Origin of the sequence: Amycolatopsis sp. NPDC004625 (assembly GCF_040609695.1) — a bacterium.
In the GTDB taxonomy this organism is placed as follows: Bacteria; Actinomycetota; Actinomycetes; order Mycobacteriales; family Pseudonocardiaceae; genus Amycolatopsis.
The window spans coordinates 1-23157 of sequence record NZ_JBEXKX010000015.1; the positions used below are offsets into that span (position 1 = coordinate 1).

Annotated in this window: 20 protein-coding genes and 1 rRNA gene; 15 read left to right on the forward strand and 6 right to left on the reverse strand. The window is 71.2% G+C overall.

Features of this window, described 5'->3' with window-relative positions; genetic code table 11:
* Window positions 1-125 precede the first annotated feature (125 nt).
* From rrf to ABZW17_RS18795, 11 genes are all read left to right on the forward strand, one after another.
* A 5S ribosomal RNA gene (rrf, locus tag ABZW17_RS18745) occupies window positions 126-242 on the forward strand.
* Between the two features lie 97 nt (window positions 243-339).
* Window positions 340-2421 (forward strand): hypothetical protein, encoded by a 2082-nt coding sequence (locus ABZW17_RS18750; RefSeq protein WP_354815114.1) that lies wholly within the window; start codon window positions 340-342, stop codon window positions 2419-2421.
* On the forward strand, window positions 2414-3379 hold the full coding sequence (locus tag ABZW17_RS18755) for an HAD-IIA family hydrolase (RefSeq protein WP_354815117.1): 966 nt from the start codon (window positions 2414-2416) through the stop codon (window positions 3377-3379). The genes ABZW17_RS18750 and ABZW17_RS18755 overlap by 8 nt, the downstream gene beginning before the upstream one ends.
* A 17-nt stretch (window positions 3380-3396) precedes the next feature.
* Window positions 3397-3594, forward strand: coding sequence for a hypothetical protein (locus ABZW17_RS18760; RefSeq protein WP_354815120.1), 198 nt, complete (start codon window positions 3397-3399; stop codon window positions 3592-3594).
* A gap of 5 nt (window positions 3595-3599) precedes the next feature.
* The gene (locus tag ABZW17_RS18765) at window positions 3600-4427 is read left to right on the forward strand and encodes a TlyA family RNA methyltransferase (protein ID WP_354815123.1); all 828 of its coding nucleotides are present in this window, start codon (window positions 3600-3602) and stop codon (window positions 4425-4427) included.
* A complete protein-coding gene (locus tag ABZW17_RS18770) occupies window positions 4424-5350 on the forward strand; it encodes an NAD kinase (protein WP_354815126.1) in 927 nt (308 codons plus the stop codon). The genes ABZW17_RS18765 and ABZW17_RS18770 overlap by 4 nt, the downstream gene beginning before the upstream one ends.
* Window positions 5351-5474: 124 nt before the next feature.
* Window positions 5475-7256, forward strand: coding sequence for a DNA repair protein RecN (gene recN / locus ABZW17_RS18775; protein ID WP_354815670.1), 1782 nt, complete (start codon window positions 5475-5477; stop codon window positions 7254-7256).
* 68 nt (window positions 7257-7324) lie between these two features.
* Window positions 7325-8311 carry a zinc-binding alcohol dehydrogenase family protein gene (locus ABZW17_RS18780; RefSeq protein ID WP_354815129.1) on the forward strand — a complete coding sequence of 329 codons (987 nt, stop codon included), beginning with the start codon at window positions 7325-7327 and terminating at the stop codon, window positions 8309-8311.
* Window positions 8308-9483, forward strand: coding sequence for a DUF1266 domain-containing protein (locus ABZW17_RS18785; protein ID WP_354815132.1), 1176 nt, complete (start codon window positions 8308-8310; stop codon window positions 9481-9483). The genes ABZW17_RS18780 and ABZW17_RS18785 overlap by 4 nt, the downstream gene beginning before the upstream one ends.
* A 97-nt stretch (window positions 9484-9580) precedes the next feature.
* Window positions 9581-10765 carry a putative cytokinetic ring protein SteA gene (gene steA, locus ABZW17_RS18790; protein ID WP_354815135.1) on the forward strand — a complete coding sequence of 395 codons (1185 nt, stop codon included), beginning with the start codon at window positions 9581-9583 and terminating at the stop codon, window positions 10763-10765.
* Window positions 10762-11712, forward strand: a complete 951-nt coding sequence (locus tag ABZW17_RS18795; RefSeq protein ID WP_354815138.1) for a copper transporter — start codon at window positions 10762-10764, stop codon at window positions 11710-11712. The genes steA and ABZW17_RS18795 overlap by 4 nt, the downstream gene beginning before the upstream one ends.
* Window positions 11713-12094: 382 nt before the next feature.
* On the opposite strand, the gene ABZW17_RS18800 is transcribed toward ABZW17_RS18795, so the two are convergent.
* The 5 genes from ABZW17_RS18800 to ABZW17_RS18820 all read right to left on the reverse strand — a co-directional run bounded on the left by ABZW17_RS18800 (window position 12095) and on the right by ABZW17_RS18820 (window position 17957).
* A complete protein-coding gene (locus ABZW17_RS18800) occupies window positions 12095-12445 on the reverse strand; it encodes a VOC family protein (RefSeq protein WP_354815141.1) in 351 nt (116 codons plus the stop codon).
* A gap of 135 nt (window positions 12446-12580) precedes the next feature.
* Complete coding sequence (locus ABZW17_RS18805) at window positions 12581-14269, reverse strand: glycosyl hydrolase family 18 protein (RefSeq protein ID WP_354815144.1); 1689 nt, start codon at window positions 14267-14269, stop codon at window positions 12581-12583.
* Between the two features lie 202 nt (window positions 14270-14471).
* Window positions 14472-15737 (reverse strand): alginate lyase family protein, encoded by a 1266-nt coding sequence (locus tag ABZW17_RS18810; RefSeq protein WP_354815147.1) that lies wholly within the window; start codon window positions 15735-15737, stop codon window positions 14472-14474.
* Window positions 15738-15828: 91 nt separating this feature from the next.
* Window positions 15829-16539, reverse strand: a complete 711-nt coding sequence (locus tag ABZW17_RS18815) for an aspartate/glutamate racemase family protein (protein WP_354815150.1) — start codon at window positions 16537-16539, stop codon at window positions 15829-15831.
* A complete protein-coding gene (locus ABZW17_RS18820; protein WP_354815153.1) occupies window positions 16536-17957 on the reverse strand; it encodes an NCS1 family nucleobase:cation symporter-1 in 1422 nt (473 codons plus the stop codon). The genes ABZW17_RS18815 and ABZW17_RS18820 overlap by 4 nt, the downstream gene beginning before the upstream one ends.
* Window positions 17958-18106: 149 nt before the next feature.
* On the opposite strand from ABZW17_RS18820, the gene ABZW17_RS18825 reads away from it, so the two are divergent.
* The 4 genes from ABZW17_RS18825 to ABZW17_RS18840 all read left to right on the forward strand — a co-directional run bounded on the left by ABZW17_RS18825 (window position 18107) and on the right by ABZW17_RS18840 (window position 22543).
* A complete protein-coding gene (locus ABZW17_RS18825) occupies window positions 18107-18760 on the forward strand; it encodes a GntR family transcriptional regulator (protein WP_354815156.1) in 654 nt (217 codons plus the stop codon).
* 205 nt (window positions 18761-18965) lie between these two features.
* Window positions 18966-20126: an acyltransferase gene (locus ABZW17_RS18830; RefSeq protein ID WP_354815159.1), complete on the forward strand. Its 1161-nt coding sequence runs from the start codon at window positions 18966-18968 to the stop codon at window positions 20124-20126.
* Window positions 20127-20216: 90 nt separating this feature from the next.
* The gene (locus ABZW17_RS18835; RefSeq protein ID WP_354815162.1) at window positions 20217-21917 is read left to right on the forward strand and encodes a CTP synthase; all 1701 of its coding nucleotides are present in this window, start codon (window positions 20217-20219) and stop codon (window positions 21915-21917) included.
* Entirely contained in the window at window positions 21914-22543 is a 630-nt protein-coding gene (locus ABZW17_RS18840; protein WP_354815165.1) for an NUDIX hydrolase, read from the forward strand. Before ABZW17_RS18835 ends, ABZW17_RS18840 begins: the two co-directional genes overlap by 4 nt.
* Window positions 22544-22565: 22 nt before the next feature.
* Here ABZW17_RS18840 and ABZW17_RS18845 read toward each other — a convergent pair whose 3' ends face one another.
* Window positions 22566-23078, reverse strand: coding sequence for a DUF1707 domain-containing protein (locus ABZW17_RS18845; RefSeq protein WP_354815168.1), 513 nt, complete (start codon window positions 23076-23078; stop codon window positions 22566-22568).
* Window positions 23079-23157: the final 79 nt, after the last annotated feature.

The window sequence follows — 23157 nt, forward strand, 5'->3', positions numbered from 1 at the left end:
CAGTAATGTGTTGTCGAGTTGACTGGTACTAATAGGCCGAGGACTTGCCTACAAAGATGTTACGCATCCACTCTACGGTTCTGAAACACCACGCCGGTTGGACGGTGTGTGTTGTTTCGGAGTGTTTCGGTGGTTTTAGCGTCAGGGAAACGCCCGGTCCCATTCCGAACCCGGAAGCTAAGCCTGACAGCGCCGATGGTACTGCAACCGAAGGGTTGTGGGAGAGTAGGACACCGCCGAACTTACCTTCCGTACGGCCCGTTAGGATAGCCAGTTGGCTGCCCTAGCGGGCCGTACGCGTATGTCCAGACAAGATTTTTTTCCACGGCAGGAGGCCAGGTGTCCGAGTTCGGTCGACGAGACTCAGCGGATGATGGGTCGGGCCGGTCGGCACGCCGGGACGAAGGCTCCCGGGGCCGGTCGGACGGACCCCGGAAGAACCAGGGCGGCGCGCGGCAGGACCGCGGCGGCCGCGACGGCGGGCACCAGGGCCGCCCGCGCCGTGACGACCGCGGCGTCCGCGGCGGTGGCAAGCCCTTCCGCGGCGGCGACGGTCCCCGCGACCGCGACCAGCGCGGAGGATACGCAGGTCAGAGCCGCACCTTCGGCGACCGCGACGACCGCCGAGGCGGCGCCGGCAGCCGTGACACCGGCGGCCGGCCGGGCGGTGGCCGCTACTCGGACGGTCCGAGCCGCTCCGGCGGTGGGCGGTACGAGGACCGGGGCGCCGGCCGTTCGGGCAGCCGCTTCGAGGACCGGGGCAACAGCCGCGCCGGGACGCGCGACGACAAGCCGGGCCGCAGCTTCGACGACCGCGGCGGCCGGCCCCAGGGCAAGTCCTCCTACGGCGACCGCAAGCCCCGCTGGGACAGCAACCGCCGCGACGACGAGCGTGGCTCCCGCACCGGCGGCTTCCGCTCGGACGACCGCCCCCGCGGCGGGTACGACCGCCGCGACGACGACCGCGGTTCCCGCCCGGGTGGTTCCCGCTCGGACGACCGCGGCCGCGGTGGATACGACCGTCGTGACGACCGCGGTTCGCGGCCGGGCGGTTTCCGTCCGGACGACCGGGGCCGTGGCGGGCAGGACCGTCGCGACGATGACCGCGGTACCCGTTCGGGTGGTTTCCGCTCCGGCGACCGCGACCGCCGTGATGACTCGCGTGGCGACCGCGGCAGCTACCAGCGCCGCGACGACGACCGCGGCTCCCGCACCGGCGGTTTCCGGTCCGACGACCGGGGGCGTGGCGGCAGCGACCGCCGCGAGGACTCCCGTGGCGGCTACCAGCGTCGCGATGACCGCGATGACCGCGGCGGCCGGACCGGGGGGTTCCGCTCGGATGACCGGAGCCGCGGCGGCAGCGACCGCCGCGAAGACTCCCGTGGCGGCTACCAGCGCCGCGACGACGACCGTGGTTCCCGCCCGGGTGGTTCCCGCTCCGACGACCGCGGCGGCTACCAGCGCCGCGACGGCGACCGCCGCGACGACTCGCGTGGTGAGCGCAGCAGCTACCAGCGCCGCGACGACAGCCGCGACAACCGCGACAGCCGTGACAACCGGCAGGACCGCGGCGAGCGCCCCGGCGCCCGCAAGCCCTACGACCGCGACAGCCGCACCCAAGGCGACCGCCCCCGGCGTGACCCGCGGCCCAAGGTCGGCGGTCCGCTCGACGACGAGGCCCTCGCCAAGGAGCTCCTCGAAGCCCCCGAGCTCCCCGAAGACATCGAGTTCTCCGACCTCGACGAGGACGTCCGCCGCGAGCTGCGGACGCTTCCGAAGGGCCTGGCCGAGACCGTCGGGAAGCACCTCGTCGCCGCCGGGGGGCTGATCGACAGCGATCCCGAGGCCGCGCTCGAGCACGCCAAGTACGCCAAGGCCAAGGCCTCGCGCGTCCCCATCGTGCGGGAGGCCCTCGGACTGGTCGCCTACCACGCCGGCAACTGGTCCGAGGCGCTCTCCGAGCTGCGGGCCGTCCGGCGGATGACGCGCAGCGACGAGCACATCGCCATCATCGCCGACGCCGAACGCGCGCTCGGGCGGCCCGAGCGGGCCCTCGACCTCGCGAAGGAAACCGACACCGTGAAGCTGAACAAGGCCACGCAGGTCGAGCTGGCCATCGTCGCGGCCGGGGCGCGGCGGGACCTCGGGCAGCTCGATGCCGCCGTCGTCTCGCTGCAGGGTGACGACCTCAAGCCCGAGAAGCGCGACCCGTGGAGCGCTCGTCTCTTCTACGCCTACGCCGACAACCTCGAAGCGGCCGGGCGCAAGGACGACGCCATCCGGTGGTTCCTCAACGCCGCCGAGGCCGACGCCGAGGACGAGACCGACGCCGCCGAGCGGGCCGCCGACCTCTCCAACGAAGGCAAGGACACCAAAGACAAGGCCACCGAAGAAAAGGACGCCGAAGCCACCGATGAGTGACGCCCTCCTCGCGGCCTACGACGCGGTCCTCTTCGACCTCGACGGGACCGTCTACCACGGCACCCGGGTCATCCCGGGTGCCCCGGAGACGGTCCGGGCCGCGCGGGAGCACGGCACCCCCGTCCGGTTCGTCACCAACAACGCCTCCAAGGCCCCGGACGAGGTCGTCGCGCACCTCACCGGTCTTGGCATGCCCGCCGGGACCGACGAGGTGCACACCAGCGCCCAGGCCGGCGTGCAGCTGCTCAAGGAACGCCTGGACCCCGGCGCCGAGGTGCTCGTCGTCGGCACCGAGTCGCTCGCCGCCGAGGTGACGCAGGCGGGGCTCGCGCCGGTGCGGGAGAACGCCCCGAGCGTCCAGGCCGTCGTGCAGGGGCACTCGCCCGACAACACCTGGGCCGCGCTGGCCGAGGCCTGCCTGGCCATCCGGGCCGGCGCGCTCTGGGTGGCCTGCAACGTCGACGCCACCCTCCCCAGCGAGCGCGGCCTGCTGCCCGGCAACGGCTCGATGGTCGCCGCGCTGCGCACCGCCACCGACGTCGAACCGCTGGTCGCCGGGAAGCCGCAGCCGCTGCTGTTCGAGACCGCCGCCCGGTCCGCGGGCGCCCGGAACCCGCTGGTCGTCGGCGACCGGCTCGACACCGACATCGCCGGGGCGGTCGCCGCGGGCATCGACTCCCTGGTCGTCCTGTCGGGTGTCGCGACGCCGAAACAGCTGATCGAGGCCATCCCGGCCGAGCGCGGCACCTACCTGGCGAAGGACCTCACCGCGCTCACCGAACGCGCCGAAGACCTCAGGATCGGGCCACGGCCGGGCTGGACCGTCACGGTCGAGAACCGGACCCTGGTGGCGGAGGGTGACGGCGACGACCTGGACCTGCTCCGCGCGCTGTGCCACGTGGCCTGGGAGACGGGCGTCACCGAACTCGGCGAGCACACCAAGGCGAAACTGTCCTGACTGATACCGTTTGCACCGTGCAGGACCACCCCTTCCCCGTCCCGGGCCCGCCGCCCGGTTCGTTCTCGCCGCAGACCGACCCGCGCGCCGGCATCGACGAAGCCGTCGCCGGGCTGGACGACCTGGACGCGCTGCCGCTCGCGGAGCACGTCGAGCGCTTCGACGCCGTGCACACCGAGCTGACGGTCGCGCTGTCCAGCATCGACAAGGTCTGATCGGCGTGCCCAAGCGGGCCCGCCTCGACGCGGAACTCGTCCGGCGCGGTCTCGCGCGCTCGCGGGACCAAGCCTCGGCGCTGATCACCGGCGGCAAGGTCACCGTCCGCGGGATGGTCGCGACCAAACCGGCCACCGGCGTGGAAACCGACGCGCCCATCGTCGTCAAGGACGAAGACGACCCCGGCTGGGCCTCCCGGGGCGCGCACAAGCTGCTCGGCGCCCTCGAAGCGTTCACGGACCTGACCGTCGAAGGCAAACGCTGCCTCGACGCCGGCGCGTCCACCGGCGGCTTCACCGACGTCCTGCTCCGCACCGGCGCCGCCACCGTGATCGCCGCGGACGTCGGCCGCGGCCTGCTCGACTGGCGGATCCGCACCGACGAACGTGTCCAGGTCATGGATCGCACGAACGTCCGCTCCCTCACCCCCGAAGACCTCGGCGGCCCGGTCGACCTCGTCGTCGGGGACCTGAGCTTCATCTCCCTCAAGCTCGTGCTGCCCGCGCTCGCGGCGTGCGCGCGCGAAGGCGCCGACCTGGTCCCGATGGTCAAGCCGCAGTTCGAGGTGGGCAAGGACCGCCTCGGCAGCGGCGGGGTCGTCCGCGACCCGGACCTGCGCGCCGAGTCCGTGCTCACCGTCATCGACGAGGCCGCGAAGCTCGGGCTCGCGCTGCGCGGGGTGACCGCCAGCCCGCTGCCCGGGCCGTCCGGGAACGTCGAATACTTCGTGTGGCTCAAGAAAGAACACCTGGCCGAGTCCACTGTGGACGCGGTAGACAGGACTGAGGCCGAGCGGCTCGTCCGGACCGCCGTCGAGGAAGGGCCCGCATGACCACCGAACGCGAAGTACTCCTGATGGTGCACCCCGATCGCGACGCGACCGGCGAAGCCGCGCGCGAGGTGTCGGCGCGGTTCGCGAAGGCCGGCATCCGGATCCGCGTGATCGAGCACGACGTCTGTGCGCTGATCAACCCCGAGGAGCACGGCGTCGGCGCGAGCTGCACCGTCGTGGACCCGGACGACAACCCCGCCGAAGGCGTCGAGCTGGTGTTCGTCCTCGGCGGCGACGGCACGCTGCTGCGCGCGGCCGAGGTCGCCCGCCCGGCCGGGGTGCCGGTGCTCGGCGTGAACCTGGGCCGCGTCGGCTTCCTCGCCGAGGCCGACTCCGACGCGCTCGCCGACACCGTCCAGCGGGTCGTCGACGGCGACTACCAGGTCGAAGAGCGGATGACCATCGACGTCACCGTCACCCACGACGGTGAAGAAGTCGCCCGCACCTGGGCGCTCAACGAGGCCAGCGTGGAGAAGAGCACCCGGGAGCGGGTGCTGGACGCGCTGATCGAGGTCGACGGCCGTCCGGTGTCCGCCTTCGGCTGCGACGGTGTGTTGTGCGCCACACCGACCGGCTCGACCGCGTACGCGTTCTCGGCGGGCGGCCCGATCATCTGGCCGGACGTCCAGGCGCTGCTGGTGGTGCCGAGCAACGCGCACGCGATGTTCGCGCGGCCGCTGGTCGTCTCCCGCGACTCGGTGATCACCGTCGGGATCGACCCGGACGGCTCGTCGGCCGTGCTGACCTGCGACGGCACCCGGCCGATCGACCTGCCGCCGGGCGCGCGGGTGCGCGTGACCTGCGGTACGACGCCGGTGCGGCTGGTCCGCCTGTGGGACGGCCCCTTCACCGACCGCCTGGTCCAGAAGTTCTCGCTGCCGGTGAAGAGCTGGCGCGAGCGCCACGCGCGCCCCTGCGAGTAACCCCTCCGCCTTCCTCCCCGCCACCACCCTCAATCGACCTTTCGGCGATTCGTTCGAACATATCGGCGACGCGCCGGGTGCCCGGGCGCGCAGAGTGTCGGTGGTGGCCGCTACCGTAGGCGGCGTGCTGGCCGAGATGCGCATCCAGGGCCTCGGAGTCATCGAGGACGCCCTGCTGGAACTGCACGCGGGCTTCACCGTCGTGACCGGTGAGACGGGTGCGGGCAAGACCATGGTCGTCACCGGGCTGCACCTGCTCTCCGGTGGCCGCGCCGAGGTGTCCAAGGTCCGGACGGGGATGCTCAAGGCGTTCGTCGAAGGGCGGTTCACCTACTCGGGCGTCGAAGGCGCCGAGCGGATCGTCACCGATTCGGGCGCGGACGTGGACGAGGACGGCAGCGTGATCGCGCTGCGCGCGGTCGCCGTCGACGGGCGGTCCCGCGCCCACCTCGGCGGCCGGTCCGTGCCGGTCGGCGTGCTCGCGGAGCTGTCCGAGCAGCTGATCGCGGTGCACGGGCAGAACGACCAGCTGCGGCTGCTGCGGCCGGCCGAGCAGCGTGCGGTCATCGACCGGTTCGCCGGGGACGCGGTGGCGAAGCCGCTGCGGGTGTACCAGGAGATCCGGTCCGAGTGGCTGGCGGTGATCGCCGAGCTGACCGAGCGGTCGACGCGCTCGCGGGAGATGGCCCAGCAGGCCGACCTGCTCAAGCACGGCCTGACCGAGATCGACGCCGTCGCGCCGGAACCGGGCGAGGACGACGAGCTCACCGCGCAGATCAAGCGGCTCGCGGCGGTCGACGAGCTGCGCGCGGCCGCGACCGAGGCCCACATCGCCGTGTCCGGCTCCCCGGACGGCGACCCGGACGGGCCGGGTGCGCTGGGGCTGGTCGGGGAGGCGCTGCGGCGGCTTTCGACGTCCGAAGACGGCGTGCTGCGCGAGCTGGCGCCGCGGCTGGAAGAAGCGTCGGTGCTGCTGTCCGACGTGGGGGCCGAGCTCGGCAGCTACGTCGAGACGCTGGACGCCGACCCGGCGCTGCTGGAGAAGGTCCTCGCCCGCCAGGCCGACCTCAAGCGGCTGACCCGCAAGTACGCCGCGGACGTCGACGGCGTCCTCGCCTGGGCCGACGACGCCCGGCGGCGACTGGAAACCATGGACACCTCGGAAGAGGCGCTGGCCGAGCTCGCGATGCGGCGTGACCAGCTCGCGATCCAGCTCTCCACGCACGCGGCCGAGGTGTCGGCGGCGCGGGAGAAGGCGGCGGCCGAGCTCGCCGCGGAGATCACCCGCGAGCTGTCCGGGCTGGCGATGGGCCAGGCGGCGATCGACGTGACGGTCGAGCAGCGCCCGGCCGAGCACGGTGACACGCACGCCCTGACCCTCGACGGCCGCGCGGTGCACGCGGGCCCGGACGGCGTCGACGACGTCGAACTGCTGCTGCGCGCGCACGACGGCGCGCCGCCGCTGCCGGTGCACAAGGCCGCCTCCGGCGGTGAGCTGTCGCGGGTGATGCTGGCCATCGAGGTGGTCCTGGCGCACGCGGACACGGTCCAGACGCTGGTGTTCGACGAGGTCGACGCCGGGGTCGGCGGTCGCGCGGCGGTCGAGATCGGCCGGCGGCTGGCCCGGCTGGCGCGCACCCACCAGGTCCTGGTGGTGACGCACCTGCCGCAGGTCGCGGCGTTCGCGGACCAGCACCTGGTGGTGGACAAGGGCCACACCGGCGGCGTCACGCGCAGCGGGGTGAAGAACCTGAGCCAGACCGAGCGGGTCAGCGAGCTGGCCCGGATGCTCGCGGGCATGGACAACGAGACCGGGCGGGCGCACGCGGAGGAACTGCTCGCGACGGCCGAGAAGGACAAGACGGAGTTCGAGCCGAAGAAGAAGCGCGCGGCGAAGAAGAAGTAGCCGCCGGCGGGAATGGTCTTCGCCGCCCGGCAGTTGTCGTGACGACTGCAGGCGAAGAAAGGACCCCGATGCGCGCGGTGGTGCTCCGTGAACCCGGTCCCGTCGAGAACCTCGAGCTCACCGAGCTCCCGCGGCCGGCGGTGAAACCCGGCTGGGTCCGGATCGCCGTCAAGGCGTTCGGCCTCAACCGCTCGGAGCTGCACACCCGGCTCGGCTTGGCCGAGGGCGTCACCTTCCCGCGCGTGCCCGGCATCGAAGCCGTCGGGATCGTCGACGCCGGCGGTGCCTTCGCGCCCGGGCAGCAGGTCGCCACCATGATGGGCGGGATGGGCCGCACCTTCGACGGCGGGTACGCCGAATACACGCTGGTCCCGGAAAGCCAGGTCATCCCGTTCCGCAGCGACCTGCCGTGGGAGGTGCTCGGCCAGGTCCCGGAGACGCTGCAGACCGCGTACGGCTCGCTCACCACCGGCCTCGACCTGAAGGAAGGCCAGACGCTGCTGATCCGCGGCGGCACGTCCGCCCTCGGCTTCGCCACCGCGACCCTCGCGAAAGACCTCGGCGCCACCGTCTTCGCGACCACCCGGCAGCCGGAAAGGATCGAAATCCTGCGCGGACACGGCGTCGACCACCCCCTGCTGGACGACGGGACCGTCGCCGGGCTGGTCCGGAAAATCGCCCCCGGAGGCGTCGACGCCGCGCTCGAACTCGTCGGGACGCCGACCCTGCCGGACACCCTGAACGCCACCCGCGTGCACGGCACCGTCTGCTTCGCCGGCATGTTGTCCAACGAATGGACGATCTCGAACTTCTATCCGATCGGCTACCTTCCCGACGGGGTCCGGTTGACCGCTTATGGTGGTGAGGCGGACGACCTGCCCGCCCCCGTTCTCCAGCGGTACCTCGACCGGATCGCCGACGGCAGCATCAGCCTCGGCCCGGCCGAGGTGTACGCGATGGACGAGATCCGGCAGGCGCACGACGACCTGGAGCACAACCGGACGGCGGGCAAGCTCGTCGTGCTGACCGGCCGAGCGGAGGGAGCCGCCCCGTGATCCTGCCGCCGCCCGCGGACCTCGAAGCCCAGCTCGCCGCCGCGCGGCGGGACGGCGACCTCGACCGCTACCTCGGCCTCCTCGCCGGGGAGGAGCTGTTCGTGCCGATCCGGCGCGTGGACGCCCGGAGCATCCTCGACGAACGGGCGGAAACCTTCCCCAACGTCTACTTCGAGACCGGCGGCGACGAGTTCCTGCAGGTCTTCACCCGCGGCGCGCTGCCCGACCTCGGCCCGGACGTCGTGGCGATGAGCGGCTCGCTCGACTGGGCGGTCGACGGCGTCGGGCGGCACGAGCGGGTCGTGTTCAACCGCGGTACCCGCGGCGAGTGGCGGCTGCCGGGCGCGACGCTGCAGCCGTGGCTCGACGCGCACCTCGACGACGTCACGCCGCTGGAGGAGCAGGTCGAGCGGCTGATCACCGCGCCGTACGGCCATCTCGAAGGGCCCATCGCGCACGCGCTCGCGTGCGGCGCGCACCTCGCGGTGCTCGAAGCGACGCCGTGGAACGTCCTCGACGCGCGCTACCACGACTACGTCGCCGAGGTCCGGAACCTGCGGGACTGGTGGGGCGTGCCCGACCCGCCGGACTGGCGCGCGACGATGACCCGGCTGATCGGCGACGGGTACGCGCTGACGCCCGGCAACCTCGTGCTCATGCTGCGCCTGCGCTTCGCCGCCGAATACGGGCTGCCGGGCGGCGAGTTCGACCCGCGGACCTGGGCCGGGCTGGTGGACCGGTGGTGCGCGGAGAACGACGCCGCCGACCAGGCCGACGAACTGCGCCACACGGTCCGCCGCGTGTCCCGCTACGAGCAGCGGTTCCGCGCCGACGGGCTGGTCGACGCGGACGGGTTCGTCACCACGGCGCTGTCGTGGGACGTCGGCCGGGCCGTCGCGATCGCCCGGGCCGGGCTGGCGGCCGGGTTCTGCGACGCGCTGACCGCCGAGCTGATGGTGCTCGAGGCCGGTTCCCTCGCGCGCCGCTACCACCAGTCATGGGCCGACCTTTCGGCGGGGTACGTCATGGGCCGGGTGCTGCAGGCCGACGGCGACGACTTCGGCGAGTGGTACCCCGCGGCCGTGCGGGTCCACCACCAGCTCCTTCAAGACCCGGCGAGCCCCTGGCTGAACCTCGGCTTCGGCTCGCTGTCGGAGGAGTCGGAGGCCTGACCCGCGCGGGGGAGGCGACCGGGCTCACCACAACGAGTCACGGCGGCTACGGCGTGGCGTACAACGTCCCACGAGCAAATTTGTCACCATCGGCCACATGAAGCTCACCGGGTTGCTCACGCGGAACCAAGAACCGCTTCCGGGGATCACCGGGGTGGCGCGGGTCGACCGCCGCACCCGGGAGCTGCTGCGCCGGATCAGTCCCGGCGACATCGTCGTGCTCGACCAGCTGGACCTCGACCGCGCGACGGCCGACGCGCTCGTCGACGCCGAGGTCGCCGGCGTGGTCAACGCGTCGCCGTCGATCTCCGGCCGGTTCCCGAACATGGGCCCGGAGATCCTGGTCGCGGCCGGCATCCCGCTCGTCGACTCGGTGGGCGGCGAGCTGCTGCGCTCGGTCAAGGACGGCACGAAGCTGCGGCTGCACGACGGCGTCGTGTACGTCGGCGAGCGGCAGATCGCCTCGGGCATCGAGCAGACCACCGAGAGCGTGGCCGACCAGATGATCGAGGCCAAGGCCGGGATGTCGACGCAGCTGGAGGCGTTCTCGGCGAACACCATCGAGTTCCTGCGCCGCGAGCGCACGCTGATCCTCGACGGCGTCGGCGTGCCGGAGCTGAAGGTCGCCATCCGCGACCGGCACGTGCTGGTCGTCGCGGGCGGCAACGGGCACGCCGAGGACCTCAAGAAGCTGAAGAAGTACGTCGCCGAGCACCGCCCGGTGCTGATCGGTGTCGACGCCGGCGCCGACACCCTGCGCGTGCAGGGCTACCGGCCGGACGTCGTGGTCGGCGACCCCACCGGCATCGGCACCGCCACCCTGCGCGGCGGCGGCGAGGTCGTGGTGCCCGCCCAGCCCGACGGGCACGCGCCCGGCGTCGAGCGGATCCAGGACCTCGGCATCGGCGCGGTGACGTTCCCGGCGTCGGGCAACGCCGAAGACCTCGCGCTGCTGCTGGCCGACGCGCACGGCGCGAGCCTGGTCGTCACCGTCGGCTTCCAGGCCACCCTGCGCGAGTTCCTCGACCACGGCCGGTCCGGCTCGAACCCGTCGACGTTCCTCACGCGGCTGAAGCTCGGCACGAAGCTCGTCGACGGCAAGGCCGTGGCGACGCTGCACCGCAACCGGGTGTCGATCGGCGCGGTCGTCCTGCTCGTCCTCGCCGCGGTGGTGGTGGTCGCCGCGGCCCTGCTGGTGTCCGACGTGGGCTCGGTCTACCTCGACTGGCTCAAGCACACCTGGAATACCTTCTTCGCCTGGGCCAAGGGACTGTTCACGTGATTTCGCTGCGCTACCACGTCGTTTCCATCGCCGCCTGCTTCCTCGCGCTGGCCGTCGGGGTCGTGCTCGGCTCGACGGCGCTCAACGGCACGCTGCTGTCCGGGCTGGCGGGGGAGAAGAAGGACCTCGGCACGCAGGTCGCCGACCTGGAGGCGCAGCGCAACGCGCTCAACGCCCGGCTGGCCGACGCGGACGCGTTCGCCGGCTCGATGGGCCCGAAGGTCGTCGCCGGCGCGCTCGACAAGCGGTCGGTGGTGCTGGTGACCACCGAAGACGCGCGCCCGGCCGACCGGGACGTGCTCAAGCAGCTGGTCGGCCAGGCCGGGGCTTCGGTGACCGGCGAGGTCCAGCTGACGTCCGCCTTCGCGAACCCCGAGAAGGCCGACCAGCTCCGCGACGTCGTCACGCGGCTGCAGCCGGCCGGCTCGAAGTTCCCGACGGCGGGGGACTCCGGCACGCTCGCCGGCGCCCTGCTCGGTTCGGTGCTGCTGCTGGACAAGACCACGGCGAAACCGCAGTCCTCGCCGGAGGAACTGGCGGCCGCGCTCGGCGGGCTCACCGACGGCGGGTTCGTCAAGGCGGGCCAGGACGTCAAGCCCGCGCAGCTGGCGATCGTGCTGACCGGCGCCGAGGCGACCGGCGACGGCGCGGGCGACCGCGCGGCGACGATCGCCCGGTTCGCCACCCAGCTCGACCGCAGCGGCGCCGGGACGGTGCTCGCCGGTGACGCCGGTTCGGCCGACGGCACCGGCGCGCTGGGCGTGGTCCGCGCGGACACCTCGGCCACGTCGATCCTGTCCACTGTGGACAACGTGGACACGTCGGCGGGCCGGGTGAGCGCGATCCTGGCGCTGAAGGAACAGCTCGACGGGGGCGCCGGGCGCTACGGCATCGCCGGCAACGCCCAGGCCCCCGCCCCGGGGATCGGCGCCCCCAACGGCAACTGACGTCGTGAGTGGGAAACAGTGTTAGCTGACTTGGCTCAAGATCGCTGATCTTGGGTAGGGTGCTGGCTGTTGAGCTGCGGTTTCGTCGGGTGAACGGCGAAGGGGGCTGCCCATCGCTTCCCGGTTACGGCTTCAGCGACAAGCCGGCCGCGCCGGGGTGGGGGATCGAGCGGATATCCGACGCGTTGCGAGCTGATGGCCTGGCTACCGGCGGTTCGGCGTCCAGGGCAGCGCTGGGGCACGAGCATCGGTCAACGGCAACCCGATCGGGTCGCCGGCATCCATCTCATGCCGCCGCTCGCACCGCCCGATCCGGCCACGTCGGACGACCTCACCGGTGCGGTCCGGTGATTCTTCCGGCTGGTCCGCTGATGGTCACCCGTTACTCGGTAAGCGGCTGGCTGAAGATCAGCAAGTGCCCATCGGGTGTCCGTACGTTGAAGTCGCGCATCCCGTAGGGCCGGTCAGCCAGTGGCTCGACGATGTCGGCGCCGCGGGCGCGCAGCTCGTCGTGGCAGGAATCGACGTCGTCGACGATAACCGTCACCCTGGCCGGGCCGACGCTGCTTTCGGCGTACAGGTGGAACTCGGCGGTGTCGCGGATCACGGCCGCGTAGCTGGGTGGGGTCTCCCAGGTGAATATGGTGTCGAATCCGAGCACGTCCGTGAAGTACGACCGCGCTGCCTGCACATCTCGGCACGGCAGCACGGGAATCGCCACCCGCATGACCATTCCGTCACCTTACCTGACTTTGGCTCAAGATCCCTGATCTTGGGTAGGGTGCTGGCTGTTGAGCTGCGGTTTCGTCGTGTGAACGTCGTGAGTGGGAAACAGTGTTCTAACACTGTTTCCCACTCACGAGGTCTTTCAGCCGGCCAGCCAGAGCGCCGGGACGTTCGGCGGTTCCCAGCCCACCAGCGAGGTGTGGCCCTGGCGGCACGTGTACGTGATGCCGTTGTAGGTCACCTTCGCTCCCGTCGCGTAGGCCGTGTTCGGGGCCCACGCGGGAATCGACGGCGGAGTCGTGGTGGTCGTCGGCGGTGTGGTCGGGGTCGTCGGAGTGGTGGGCGTGGTCGGAGTTGTCGGCGGGGTGGTGGGTGTCGTGGTCGGCGGCGCCGAGCAGTTCGGCGTCGAGGCCGCGAGGCCGTTGACCACCGCGTGGAACAACGTCGAGCCCGGGTCGAGGTCGTAGAGCGAGAACATCATCGCGCCGCCGAGCCCCGTGCAGTGGATGTAGTCGGTGCGGGCCTTGATCGACTGCGCCGACGAGCCGCCGTAGAAGTTCGTCCCGTCGTAGAACCAGGCCGACTGCGTGACCGGGTCCCAGTACGTGTCCGCCGGGTTGTCGACGACGCCGGTCAGTTCCTTGTACATCGCGACGCCGGGGACGTTGCCGCTCAGGGCGTGGCCCGGCGACGGGCCCGAAGCCGACTGGTAGAGGCCGTGGTTCGAGCCGGCCGGCACGCCGGTCCAGCCGCGGTAGTAGAACGGGATGCCCAGCGTCAGCTTGCCCGCCGGGAAGCCGCCCGCGATGCCGTAGGCGCTGTTGCCGTGCAGGTAGTCCTTGATCACCGAGTCGGTCGTGTACTTCTCGGTGCCCGGTGGGATCGTGCCCGACGGGTCGTTCGGCGACGAGTACAGCGGGTCCTGGAAGTTCGTCGGCCCGGTCGCGTCCCACGCGCCGTGCATGTCGTAGGTCATCGCGTTGCCGAAGTCCAGGTACTGGCCGATCTTGTCGGTCTGGAGCTTCGCGATCTTGTCCTGCCCGCCCGGCAACGCGGCCGAGAGCGCGTAGTGCTTGCCGCCCAACGCGTCCAGCTCGCTGCGGAACTCCGCCAGCAGCGCGGTGTAGTTGGCGGTGTCGGCGGCGCTGTAGTGGTTGCCGACGTGCCCGGTGGGCGAACCCGGGTACTCCCAGTCGATGTCGATGCCGTCGAAGATCCCGGCCGCCGTGCCCGGGCCGCCGTAGCCGCCGGACGCCGGGATGTTGCCCTTGATGAACATGTCGAGGCAGGAGCTGACGAACTTCTTGCGGGAGGCGTCGGTCGCGGCGGCGTCGGAGAAGTACTTCGAGTACGTCCAGCCGCCGATCGACAGCAGCACCTTGAGGTTCGGGTGCTTCGCCTTGAGCTCCTGCAGCTGGTGGAAGTTGCCGACGATGGGCTGGTTCCACGTGTCGGCGGTGCCGTCGACGCTGATGTCGGAGCCGAACGTCTTCTGGTAGTCGGCGAACTGGTCCTCGCCGCCGTCGCCGGCGTTCGGATCGGTTTCCCCGCCCGGGTCCGGCGTCGTCGCCTTCGTGGCTTCGAAGCACGTGAGATTGCCCGGATCGATGTTCTCGAAGTCGTAGAGCAGGTAGTCGATGTTGCCCGCGATGGCGTCGACGTTCTTCAGGTAGTAGGCGTTCTGGTAGATGCTCCACTGGTCGTAGTAGGCGATCCGGACCCCGCCGGAGGTCGCGGCGGCCGCTCCCGGTGCGGCCGGACCGGCGACGGTCAGCCCGCCGATCACGACGGCGGCGGCCGCGGCGGCGACCAGGGCGAATCTTCGCTGCATGGCGTCTCCTCGCGCAGGCGGACGGCCCTCTCCCGGGCCGCGACGGCGCGGGAGAGGGCGTACGCGATGGTCGTTCACGAGCGGGTCCGGCCCCGTTCACGAATGTGCGCGCGCGGACACCCGGTGTCAATACTTTGGACTAGACCAATTACCGTGGGCGTGCGCTATGGGACGCGGTGTCCGGATTTTCGGGGACACCGCCCTACTTCAGTGGGGGGTCCAGCGGGAAGCACGACACGCGCACCGGCCACGTGTCGCCACCGGCCGGCAACGGCATCTGCTTCAGGGCGGACGCCGCGTCGGCGTCGTGCGCCTCTTCGGCGGCCGCGTGGAAGATGTCCGCCGCGATCGACTGGTCGAACACGCCGATCTGCTGGTGCGGCCAGCCCGCCGCGCCCTGCAGCGCACCCGGGATCAGCTGGTCGACGACCTTCCGCAGCGTCACCCCGTTCGGCGCCCGGTACTTCCAGACGTCGACGCCGAGGTTCTTCCCGACCTCCGCGAGCCGGCCCCACGCGGTGAGGTTGAAGTTGACGTAGTGCCACGACATCGTGCGCGACAGCTCGAGCGGCTGGCTGCCGTCGGCGGCGAACTGCACGGGGAACCGCTTCTGCTCGGTGTCCAGCACGATCTTCCGGGCGGCGTCGCGGTGGCCCAGGTACGCCGAGATGGTCGCGTTCTGCATGTCGAGGAACGTGCCGTGGTTGTTGGTGGCGGCCAGTTCCAGCTTCGCCTGCGGGCTGGTCTGCATCCAGTTCAGGTACTGCGTGAGCCACGCCTTGATCCCGGAGCGGTCCTTCCCGGTCCAGCCCGGCGCGCCGCCGTCGAGCAGCGCGAACGCGTCCATCAGCTGGCTGAACGACTGCGTCGAGTCGATGATCCCGGTGCCGCTGATCGCGGTCCTGCACGGGATGATCTGGCTGTAGGTCATGTTCGGGTTCATCTTGGTGGCCGGGTCGAGGAACCAGGTCCGGATGTCCAGCGCCGCCCGCTTCGCGTACTTCGCGTCGCCGGTGTAGTACCAGGCCAGCGAGAGGTAGTACATCGCGTCCCACGCCCACATCCGGTAGGTGTGGTCGGTGATCGCGTCGGCCTCCGGGTTGCGCTGGCCGTCCTTGCTGACGTACGGGCAGCCCTGCGGGTTCTCCGGCGTCTTCGGCTGGCTCGCCCACCAGTACGGCGCCTGGCTCGTGTAGTCGTGCTTGTCACCGCTCGGCGGGGCGGACGGCTTGTCCATGACCGACCACGGCCCGGCCGTCAGCGCGGTGTTCGCCTTGGCCAGCACGGCGTTCAGCGCGTCCTGCTGGGCCTTGGTGGCGTGGCCGCTACGGATGGCCTGCTTGACCTTCGCGAGCTTGGCGCCGTCGGTGACGATCGTGTGCGGTGGCGGCGCGGCGACCGCCGTCCCGCTGATCGGGACCAGGAGCACGCTGACGGAAACCGCCAGCACGCCGAGAACTCTGCGCACGTCGACCGCCTTCCGGGGATGTCGGAATCCCCACGTCGTCACCGGGCGGCGGTACGGCTGCAGGGATTCTGACGTCCTCGTGCGGCGGGTGTCAATCCGTGGGCCAGGTGCGGCGCTTGTCGATCGGCCGTGCGTACGAGCCCGCGCGGCTCGTCTTCAGCCCCAGCGCCACGAGGGACTCCGCGAGCCGGACCGCGGCCGCGACGCCGTCGATGACGGGAATGTCCAGCATCGTCGCGATCTTCCGGTCCAGGCCCGTCATCCCGGCGCAGCCGAGCACGAGCACCTCCGCGCCCGCGTCCCGGGCGCGGCGGCCCGCGGTGAGCAACGCCGACTCCGTCCGGCGTTCGTCGGTCAGCTCCAGCACGCCGAGCCCGGCCCCGGTGACCGTGACGCAGTTCTGCGCGACGCCGGCGGCGTGCAGGCTGTCCTCGATCAGCCCGCACGTCCGGTCCAAAGTGGTCACCACGCCGTAGCGGCGGCCGAGCAGGCAGGCCAGGTGCGCGGCGGCCTCGGTGATGTCGACGACCGGGACGTCCAGCAGTTCGCGCGCGCCCTCGCGGCCGTGTTCGCCGAACCCGGCGAGCACGACGGCGTCGAACGGTTCGGCCAGGCCCCGCAGCAGGTCCAGCACGGCCGCCGCGGACAGGAAGCTGTCCAGCCAGCCTTCCGCCGATTCCGGGCCCCACTTCGGCGTGCGCGCGAGGATCTCGGTGCCGGGGCTCGCGGCCGCGCGGGCCCCGGCTTCGATCTCCTTCGTCATCGCCTCGGTGGTGTTGCAGTTGGTCACGACGATTCTCATCGATGCTTCCTCGACACCGCGTAGTACATTGCCGCCGAGGACGCCGTCCCGATGAACCACGAGTACGGCGCGGCCGGCGCGAAGAACGGCACCAGAGCGATGACGGCGGACAGCGCCGCGGTCGGGAAGAACGTCACCAGGGCGCGCGGGTTCACCCGCGGGTAGAGCCCGCCGTCGACGAACAGCTGGGCGACGTCGACCTTGCCGCGCCGGATCAGGTAGTAGTCGACGATCATGATGCCGAACAGCGGGCCGAGGAACGCGCCGAGGCCGCCGAGGAAGTAGTTGACCACCGCCGGCGAGGAGTACAGCTTCCACGGCAGCACGCACAGGGCCGCGACCGCGCTGATCATCCCGCCGATGGTGAAGGTGATCCGCTTCGGCCAGATGTTGGCCAGGTCGTAGGCGGGGGAGACGAAGTTGGCGACGATGTTGACGCCCATCGTGGCGATGGCGAACGTCAGCGCGCCGACGATGAGCACCGGCGTGTTGTGCACCTTGGCCAGCAGCTCGGCCGGATCGGTGATGGCCTCGCCGAACACCTGCATGCTGCCCGCGGTGACGATCACCGACAGCAGCGCGAACGCCGTCGAGTTGATCGGCAGGCCCCAGAAGTTGCCGCGCTTCACCGTCTTCTGGTCGGGGGCGAAGCGGGAGAAGTCGCAGAAGTTGAGCATGAGCGTGCCGTAGGTGGCCAGGATGAGGCCGGCCGCGCCGAACCACTGCCGGATCTGCTCCCCGGTGGACAGCTGTTTCGGGCTGCTGGTGAAGGAGATGTTCCAGTGGCCCGCGGCGAGGATCCAGACGGCGAGGGCGATCATCACCACCCAGATCGCCGGGCCGCACCAGTCCTGGAACTTGCGCACCGACTCCATGCCGCGGGTCAGGATGAGCGCCTGGGCCGCCCACAGTGCGACGAAGCAGATCCAGCCGAGCGCGTGCAGGCCGAGGAACCCGTGCTCGGTCAGCGGTTTCAGGCCCGGGTCGATGGCCAGCGCGAGCAGCGTGATGGCGACGCTGGCGAGGTAGGTCTGGATGCCGTACCAGAAGATCGCGATGACCGCGCGGATCAGGGCGGGCAGGTTGGCACCGAAGGTGCCGAAGCTGATCCGCGCCACGACCGGGAAGGGGACGCCGGTGCGCTGGCCGATCCGGCCCATCAGGTTCATGCCGGCGTAGATGACGACGAACCCGAACAGCAGGGCGGTGAAGACCTGCCAGGCCGACAGGCCGAGCACGAACAGGCCGGCCGCGAAGGTGTAGTTGCCGAGGTTGTGCACGTCGGACATCCACAGCGCGAAGATGTCGTAGACCTTCCACCGGCGTTCCTTCGCGGGGGCGAGGTCCTCGTTCCACAGCCGGGGATCGGGCGGGGTGGTCGTCTCGTGCGAGGCATCGGTGAGTGGGGCGGCGGTCATGCGGGCCCTCCGATCGACGTGCAGGGACGGCGATTTGGGATACCAAACTTTGGAATCCCAAATATCACCCCGGTGTCCGCCCGAGTCAACCCTCCGGCCGATAAACTCGTGTAACGGCCGGTTACGGCGATGTTGAGGGAGGGGGCGCGGTGAACGAGCGGCAACCCCTCGCGGCCACCCGGCAGCGGGTCCGCGAGCAGCTGCGCGAACGGATCCTGACCGGCCGGCTCCGCCCGGGCGACCGGCTGGTCGAGCGCGAGCTGGCCGAAGACCTCGGCGTGTCGCGGGTGCCGGTCCGCGAGGCCATCCGCAGCCTGGAGGCCGAGGGGTTCCTCGTCGTCCAGTCGCCGCGGCGGGTCGTCGTCCGGCAGCTGGCGCGCGTCGACGTCGAGGAGCTGTTCGACGTCCGCGAGGCCCTCGAAGGGCTGGCCGCCGGGCTGGCGGCCGCCCGCGCGGGCGCGGCGGAGCTGAAGCGCCTCGAGCGTGTCCTCGCCGACGCCGCCCGGGCGACGGCGCGCGGCGACGCGGCCCGGATCACCGTGCTGAACTCGCGCTTCCACGACGAGATCGTTGCCATCGCGGGCAACGCGCTGCTGTCCACCATGCTCCAGCCTCTCGAGGGCCGGCTGCGCTGGCTCACGAGCCAGAACGAGCACTGGACCGAACTGCTCGACGAGCACCGCCGGCTGTACGAGGCCATCGCGTCGGGGGACGCGGAGCGGGCGAAGGCGTCCGCGGTGGAGCACGTACGCGTCAACCGGGACGTCACCCTGCGGTCGCTCTTTCCGCAGGTCACAGCTTGATGACGAAGGTCACGCTGCGTACCAGCACACTCACGCGTTAACATGATCGCGGGGCGTTCGCTCCTTGAGCGGAAGTGGCATATCCAACAGCCCGCAAAGCCCCGGCCAACAGGCGCTTCCCAGCGGCTTCATGGGAAATTCACAGAATGGGTGGCAAGTCTGAGAACGTGAACCACGCCGACGACGGTGCCGGATCGGCGGCACGATGACGACTGCCCAGGCCACGCTCGAAGCCCCCGCCCGCAGCACGAGACCGGGCGGCAAAGCGCCCTACCTGCACCAGATCGACCTGTTCCGGTTGGTCACGTTCGCCTGCGTCATCCTCATCCACGTGGTGGGCGCGACGAACTTCGCGCAGGACGTCGGCGCCAACGCGGTCGAGACGCCGCTGCACTTCACCCGCGAGGCGTTCTTCGCGCTCACCGGGTTCGTGCTGGTGTTCCAGAACCGCGGCCGCGAGATCACCCCGGGCGACTTCTGGCGCAAGCGGCTGCCGCTGGTCGCGACGCCCTACCTGGCCTGGTCGATGTTCTTCTGGGCGTATTCGCTGGTGACCGGCGAACAGCAGCCGGGCTCGCTCGAGGCGTCGATGCGCCTGCTGCTCAAGGACCTGGTCACCGGCGGCGCCTGGTACCACCTGTACTTCCTGCTCGTGACGATGCAGGTCTACCTGCTCTTCCCGCTGCTGATGAAGCTGTTGCGGGCCACCGAAGGCAGGCACAAGTGGCTGCTGCTCGGCAGCGGGCTGGTCCAGGTCGGCGTGACGCTGTTCATGACCTACCAGCCGCTGGGCGTGAGCTACGAGACGATCACCCACCTGTACGCCACGATCGTGCCGTACCAGTTCTACACGCTGTTCGGCGCCGTGGTGGCCATGCACTTCGAGACCGTGCACGCCTGGGCGGGCCGGCACCGGCGGCTGCTCGGCGCCGCGCTCGTCGCCGTGCTGGCCGGCACCGAGTGGTACTACCTCCGCACTGTCCACAGTGGAACCTTCCCGCAGGTGGCCAGCGACCCGTTCCAGCCGTACCTGATCCCGTGGTTCGTCACCGTGATCGCGGCGATCTACGCGTTCAGCACGTGGTGGGCGGCGCGCCGGCGCGAAGGCAGCCGCGGGGCCCGCCTGGTGTCGTGGGCGGCGAACCGGTCGTTCAGCGTCTTCCTCGTCCACCCGCTGGCGCTGGCCCTGCTCGGGCCGGCGATCCCGCACGTGGCCGAGCGCTTCGGGGCGCCGTGGCTGAGCGTGATCATCTACGTCGCGACGATCGCCCTGACGGTCGTCATGGTCGAGGTCCTGCGGCGGCTGCCGGGCAGCCGCGCGCTCACCGGACGGCCGCGGCTGCGCCCGGCGAAGGTCGCGGCCTGACGTCACCCGCACGGGTGGCGGCGGTCATATCCGGCGTCCCGGGCATGTCACAGCGCGCGGATCCGCAGCGGTGGGATATGCTGGCGGCCCGTGGGACTTCAGTCACGGGCAACCAAGTACGTTTTTGTCACCGGAGGCGTCGCCTCCTCTCTGGGTAAGGGACTCACGGCTTCCAGCCTGGGTCAGCTCCTTACCGCGCGCGGGCTTCGCGTCACGATGCAGAAGCTCGACCCCTACCTCAACGTCGACCCCGGGACGATGAACCCGTTCCAGCACGGTGAGGTGTTCGTCACCGACGACGGTGCGGAGACCGACCTCGACATCGGGCACTACGAGCGGTTCCTCGACCGCGATCTCGACGGCAAGGCCAACGTCACCACCGGCCAGGTCTACTCCGAGGTGATCGCCAAGGAGCGCCGCGGCGAGTACCTCGGCGACACCGTGCAGGTCATCCCGCACATCACCGACGAGATCAAGGCCCGGATCACCGCCGCGGCCGAGCCGGACGAGAACGGCCAGGCGCCGGACGTCGTGATCACCGAGGTCGGCGGCACGGTCGGCGACATCGAGTCCCTGCCGTTCCTGGAGGCCTGCCGCCAGGTCCGCCACGACGTCGGCCGCGACCACTGCTTCTTCCTGCACGTCTCGCTGGTGCCGTACCTGGCGCCGTCGGGCGAGCTCAAGACGAAGCCGACCCAGCACTCGGTCGCCGCGCTGCGCAACATCGGCATCCAGCCCGACGCGCTGGTCTGCCGGGCCGACCGGGAGATCCCGGAGGACCTCAAGCGCAAGATCGGCCTGATGTGCGACGTCGACACCGAGGCCGTCATCGCCTGCCCGGACGCGCGGTCCATCTACGACATCCCGAAGGTGCTGCACGGCGAGGCGCTCGACGCCTACGTCGTCCGCCGCCTCGGGCTGCCGTTCCGCGACGTCGACTGGACGGTGTGGGGCGACCTGCTCGACCGGGTGCACAACCCGAGCGAGATCGTCCGGATCGCCGTCGTCGGCAAGTACATCGACCTGCCGGACGCCTACCTGTCGGTCACCGAGGCCCTGCGTGCGGGCGGGTTCGCCCACCGCGCCAAGGTCGAGATCGTCTGGGTCGCCTCCGACGACGCCCAGACCGCGTCCGGCGCGGCCTCCGTGCTGTCCGATGTGGACGGTGTGCTGATCCCGGGCGGGTTCGGCATCCGCGGCATCGAGGGCAAGGTCGGCGCGATCGAGTACGCGCGCACCCGCGGCGTCCCGCTGCTCGGGCTGTGCCTCGGCCTGCAGTGCATGGTCATCGAGGCCGCGCGGCACCTGGCCGGCATCGAGGACGCGGGCTCGTCGGAGTTCGACGAGAACACCAAGCACCCGGTGATCTCGACCATGGCCGACCAGCGTGACGTCGTCGCGGGGGAGCGGGACATGGGCGGCACCATGCGGCTCGGCGCGTACCCGGCGAAGCTCAAGGCGGGCTCGCAGGTCGCGAAGGCGTACGGCACCACCGAGGTGTCCGAGCGCCATCGGCACCGCTACGAGGTCAACAACGCCTACCGCAAGCAGCTCACCGACGCGGGCCTGGTCTTCTCCGGCACCTCGCCGGACGACCGCCTGGTCGAGTTCGTCGAGCTGCCCGCCGACAAGCACCCGTTCTTCGTCGGCACGCAAGCACACCCCGAGCTCAAGAGCCGCCCGACCCGGCCGCACCCGCTGTTCAGCGCGTTCGTCAAGGCCGTCGTGGACCGCAAGGTCGCCGAGCGGCTGCCGGTCGAGCTGCCCGAGGCTTCGGTGGCGGCCCGGTGACCGCGCCGGGCGAGCACGAGTTCAGCGTCGCGGCCAGCCGGGACGTCCACATCGGACGCGTCGTCGGCCTGCGCATCGACGAGGTGGTGATGCCGGGCGGCGGCACGGCGACCCGCGAGGTGATCGAGCACCTGGGCGCGGTGGCGATCGTCGCGCTGGACGAGGACCAGCAGGTCACGCTGATCCACCAGTACCGGCACCCGATCGGGCACCGGCTGTGGGAGCTGCCGGCCGGCCTGATCGACCACCTCGGCGAGGACCCGGTCGGCACGGCCGGGCGCGAGCTCGTCGAAGAGGTCGGCCTGGCCGCCGACGACTGGGTGACCCTGGTCGACGTCGCCGCGTCGCCCGGGTTCACCGACGAGGTGGTCCGGGTCTTCCTGGCCCGCGGACTGTCCGAAGTGGACCGCGAGGTGCTCGGCGAGGAGGAGGCGGACCTGGTGATCCGCAAGTTCCCGCTCGCCGAGGCGGTCCGGATGGCGCTGGCGGGCGAGCTGCTCAACGGCGCCACGGTGTCGGGGGTGCTGGCCACGCACGCGGTGCTCACCGGCGCGGGTTCGGCCCGCCCGGCGGACGCCCCGTGGGCCGACCGCCCGACGGCGTTCGCCAAGCGCAGGGAAGCCTGAGCCGGCTCCGCTGCGCCCCGGATCAGGGGCGCAGCGGGCGGCCTTCGGCGTCGGAACCGCCGTTGACCAGCAGCAGGATGCCGTCGATGATCGGCCACAGGATGCCGACGCCGGTGCAGCAGGTGGCGAAGAGCTGGGCCAGGCCCAGGCCGGTCTGCCCGGTGTAGAACCGGCCGATGCCGAAGGGCAGCACGATCTGCAGCACCCCGGCCACCGTCTTCGACCGGTGCGAATACACCACGGGCGGCGGCCCGTACGGCATCGGCACGGGCATCGAGGGCGGCGGGAACACCGGCATCGGCAGCGGTGCCGTCAGCGGCATCGGGGACGGCGGCGGCCCGAAGAACCCCGGGTGCGGGTGCGGCAGGTCGCGGAACAGCGGCCGCAGGTCGCCCAGGGTGGCCGCCGCGTAGGCGTCGGTCACCCGGATCTCGTACTCGTCCGGGGTGATGCGGCCCATGCCGAAGTGGTCGGCGAGCAGCCTCGCCGCTTCCTCGCGCTCGGCGGTGCCGATGCGGAGCTGGTCGGACTCCATGGATCCACGGTAACCGCGTGGCGCCGGGAACGGGGTTTCTGCCGGGTCACGAGCCCCGGGCGGCCTAAGGTGACGGCGT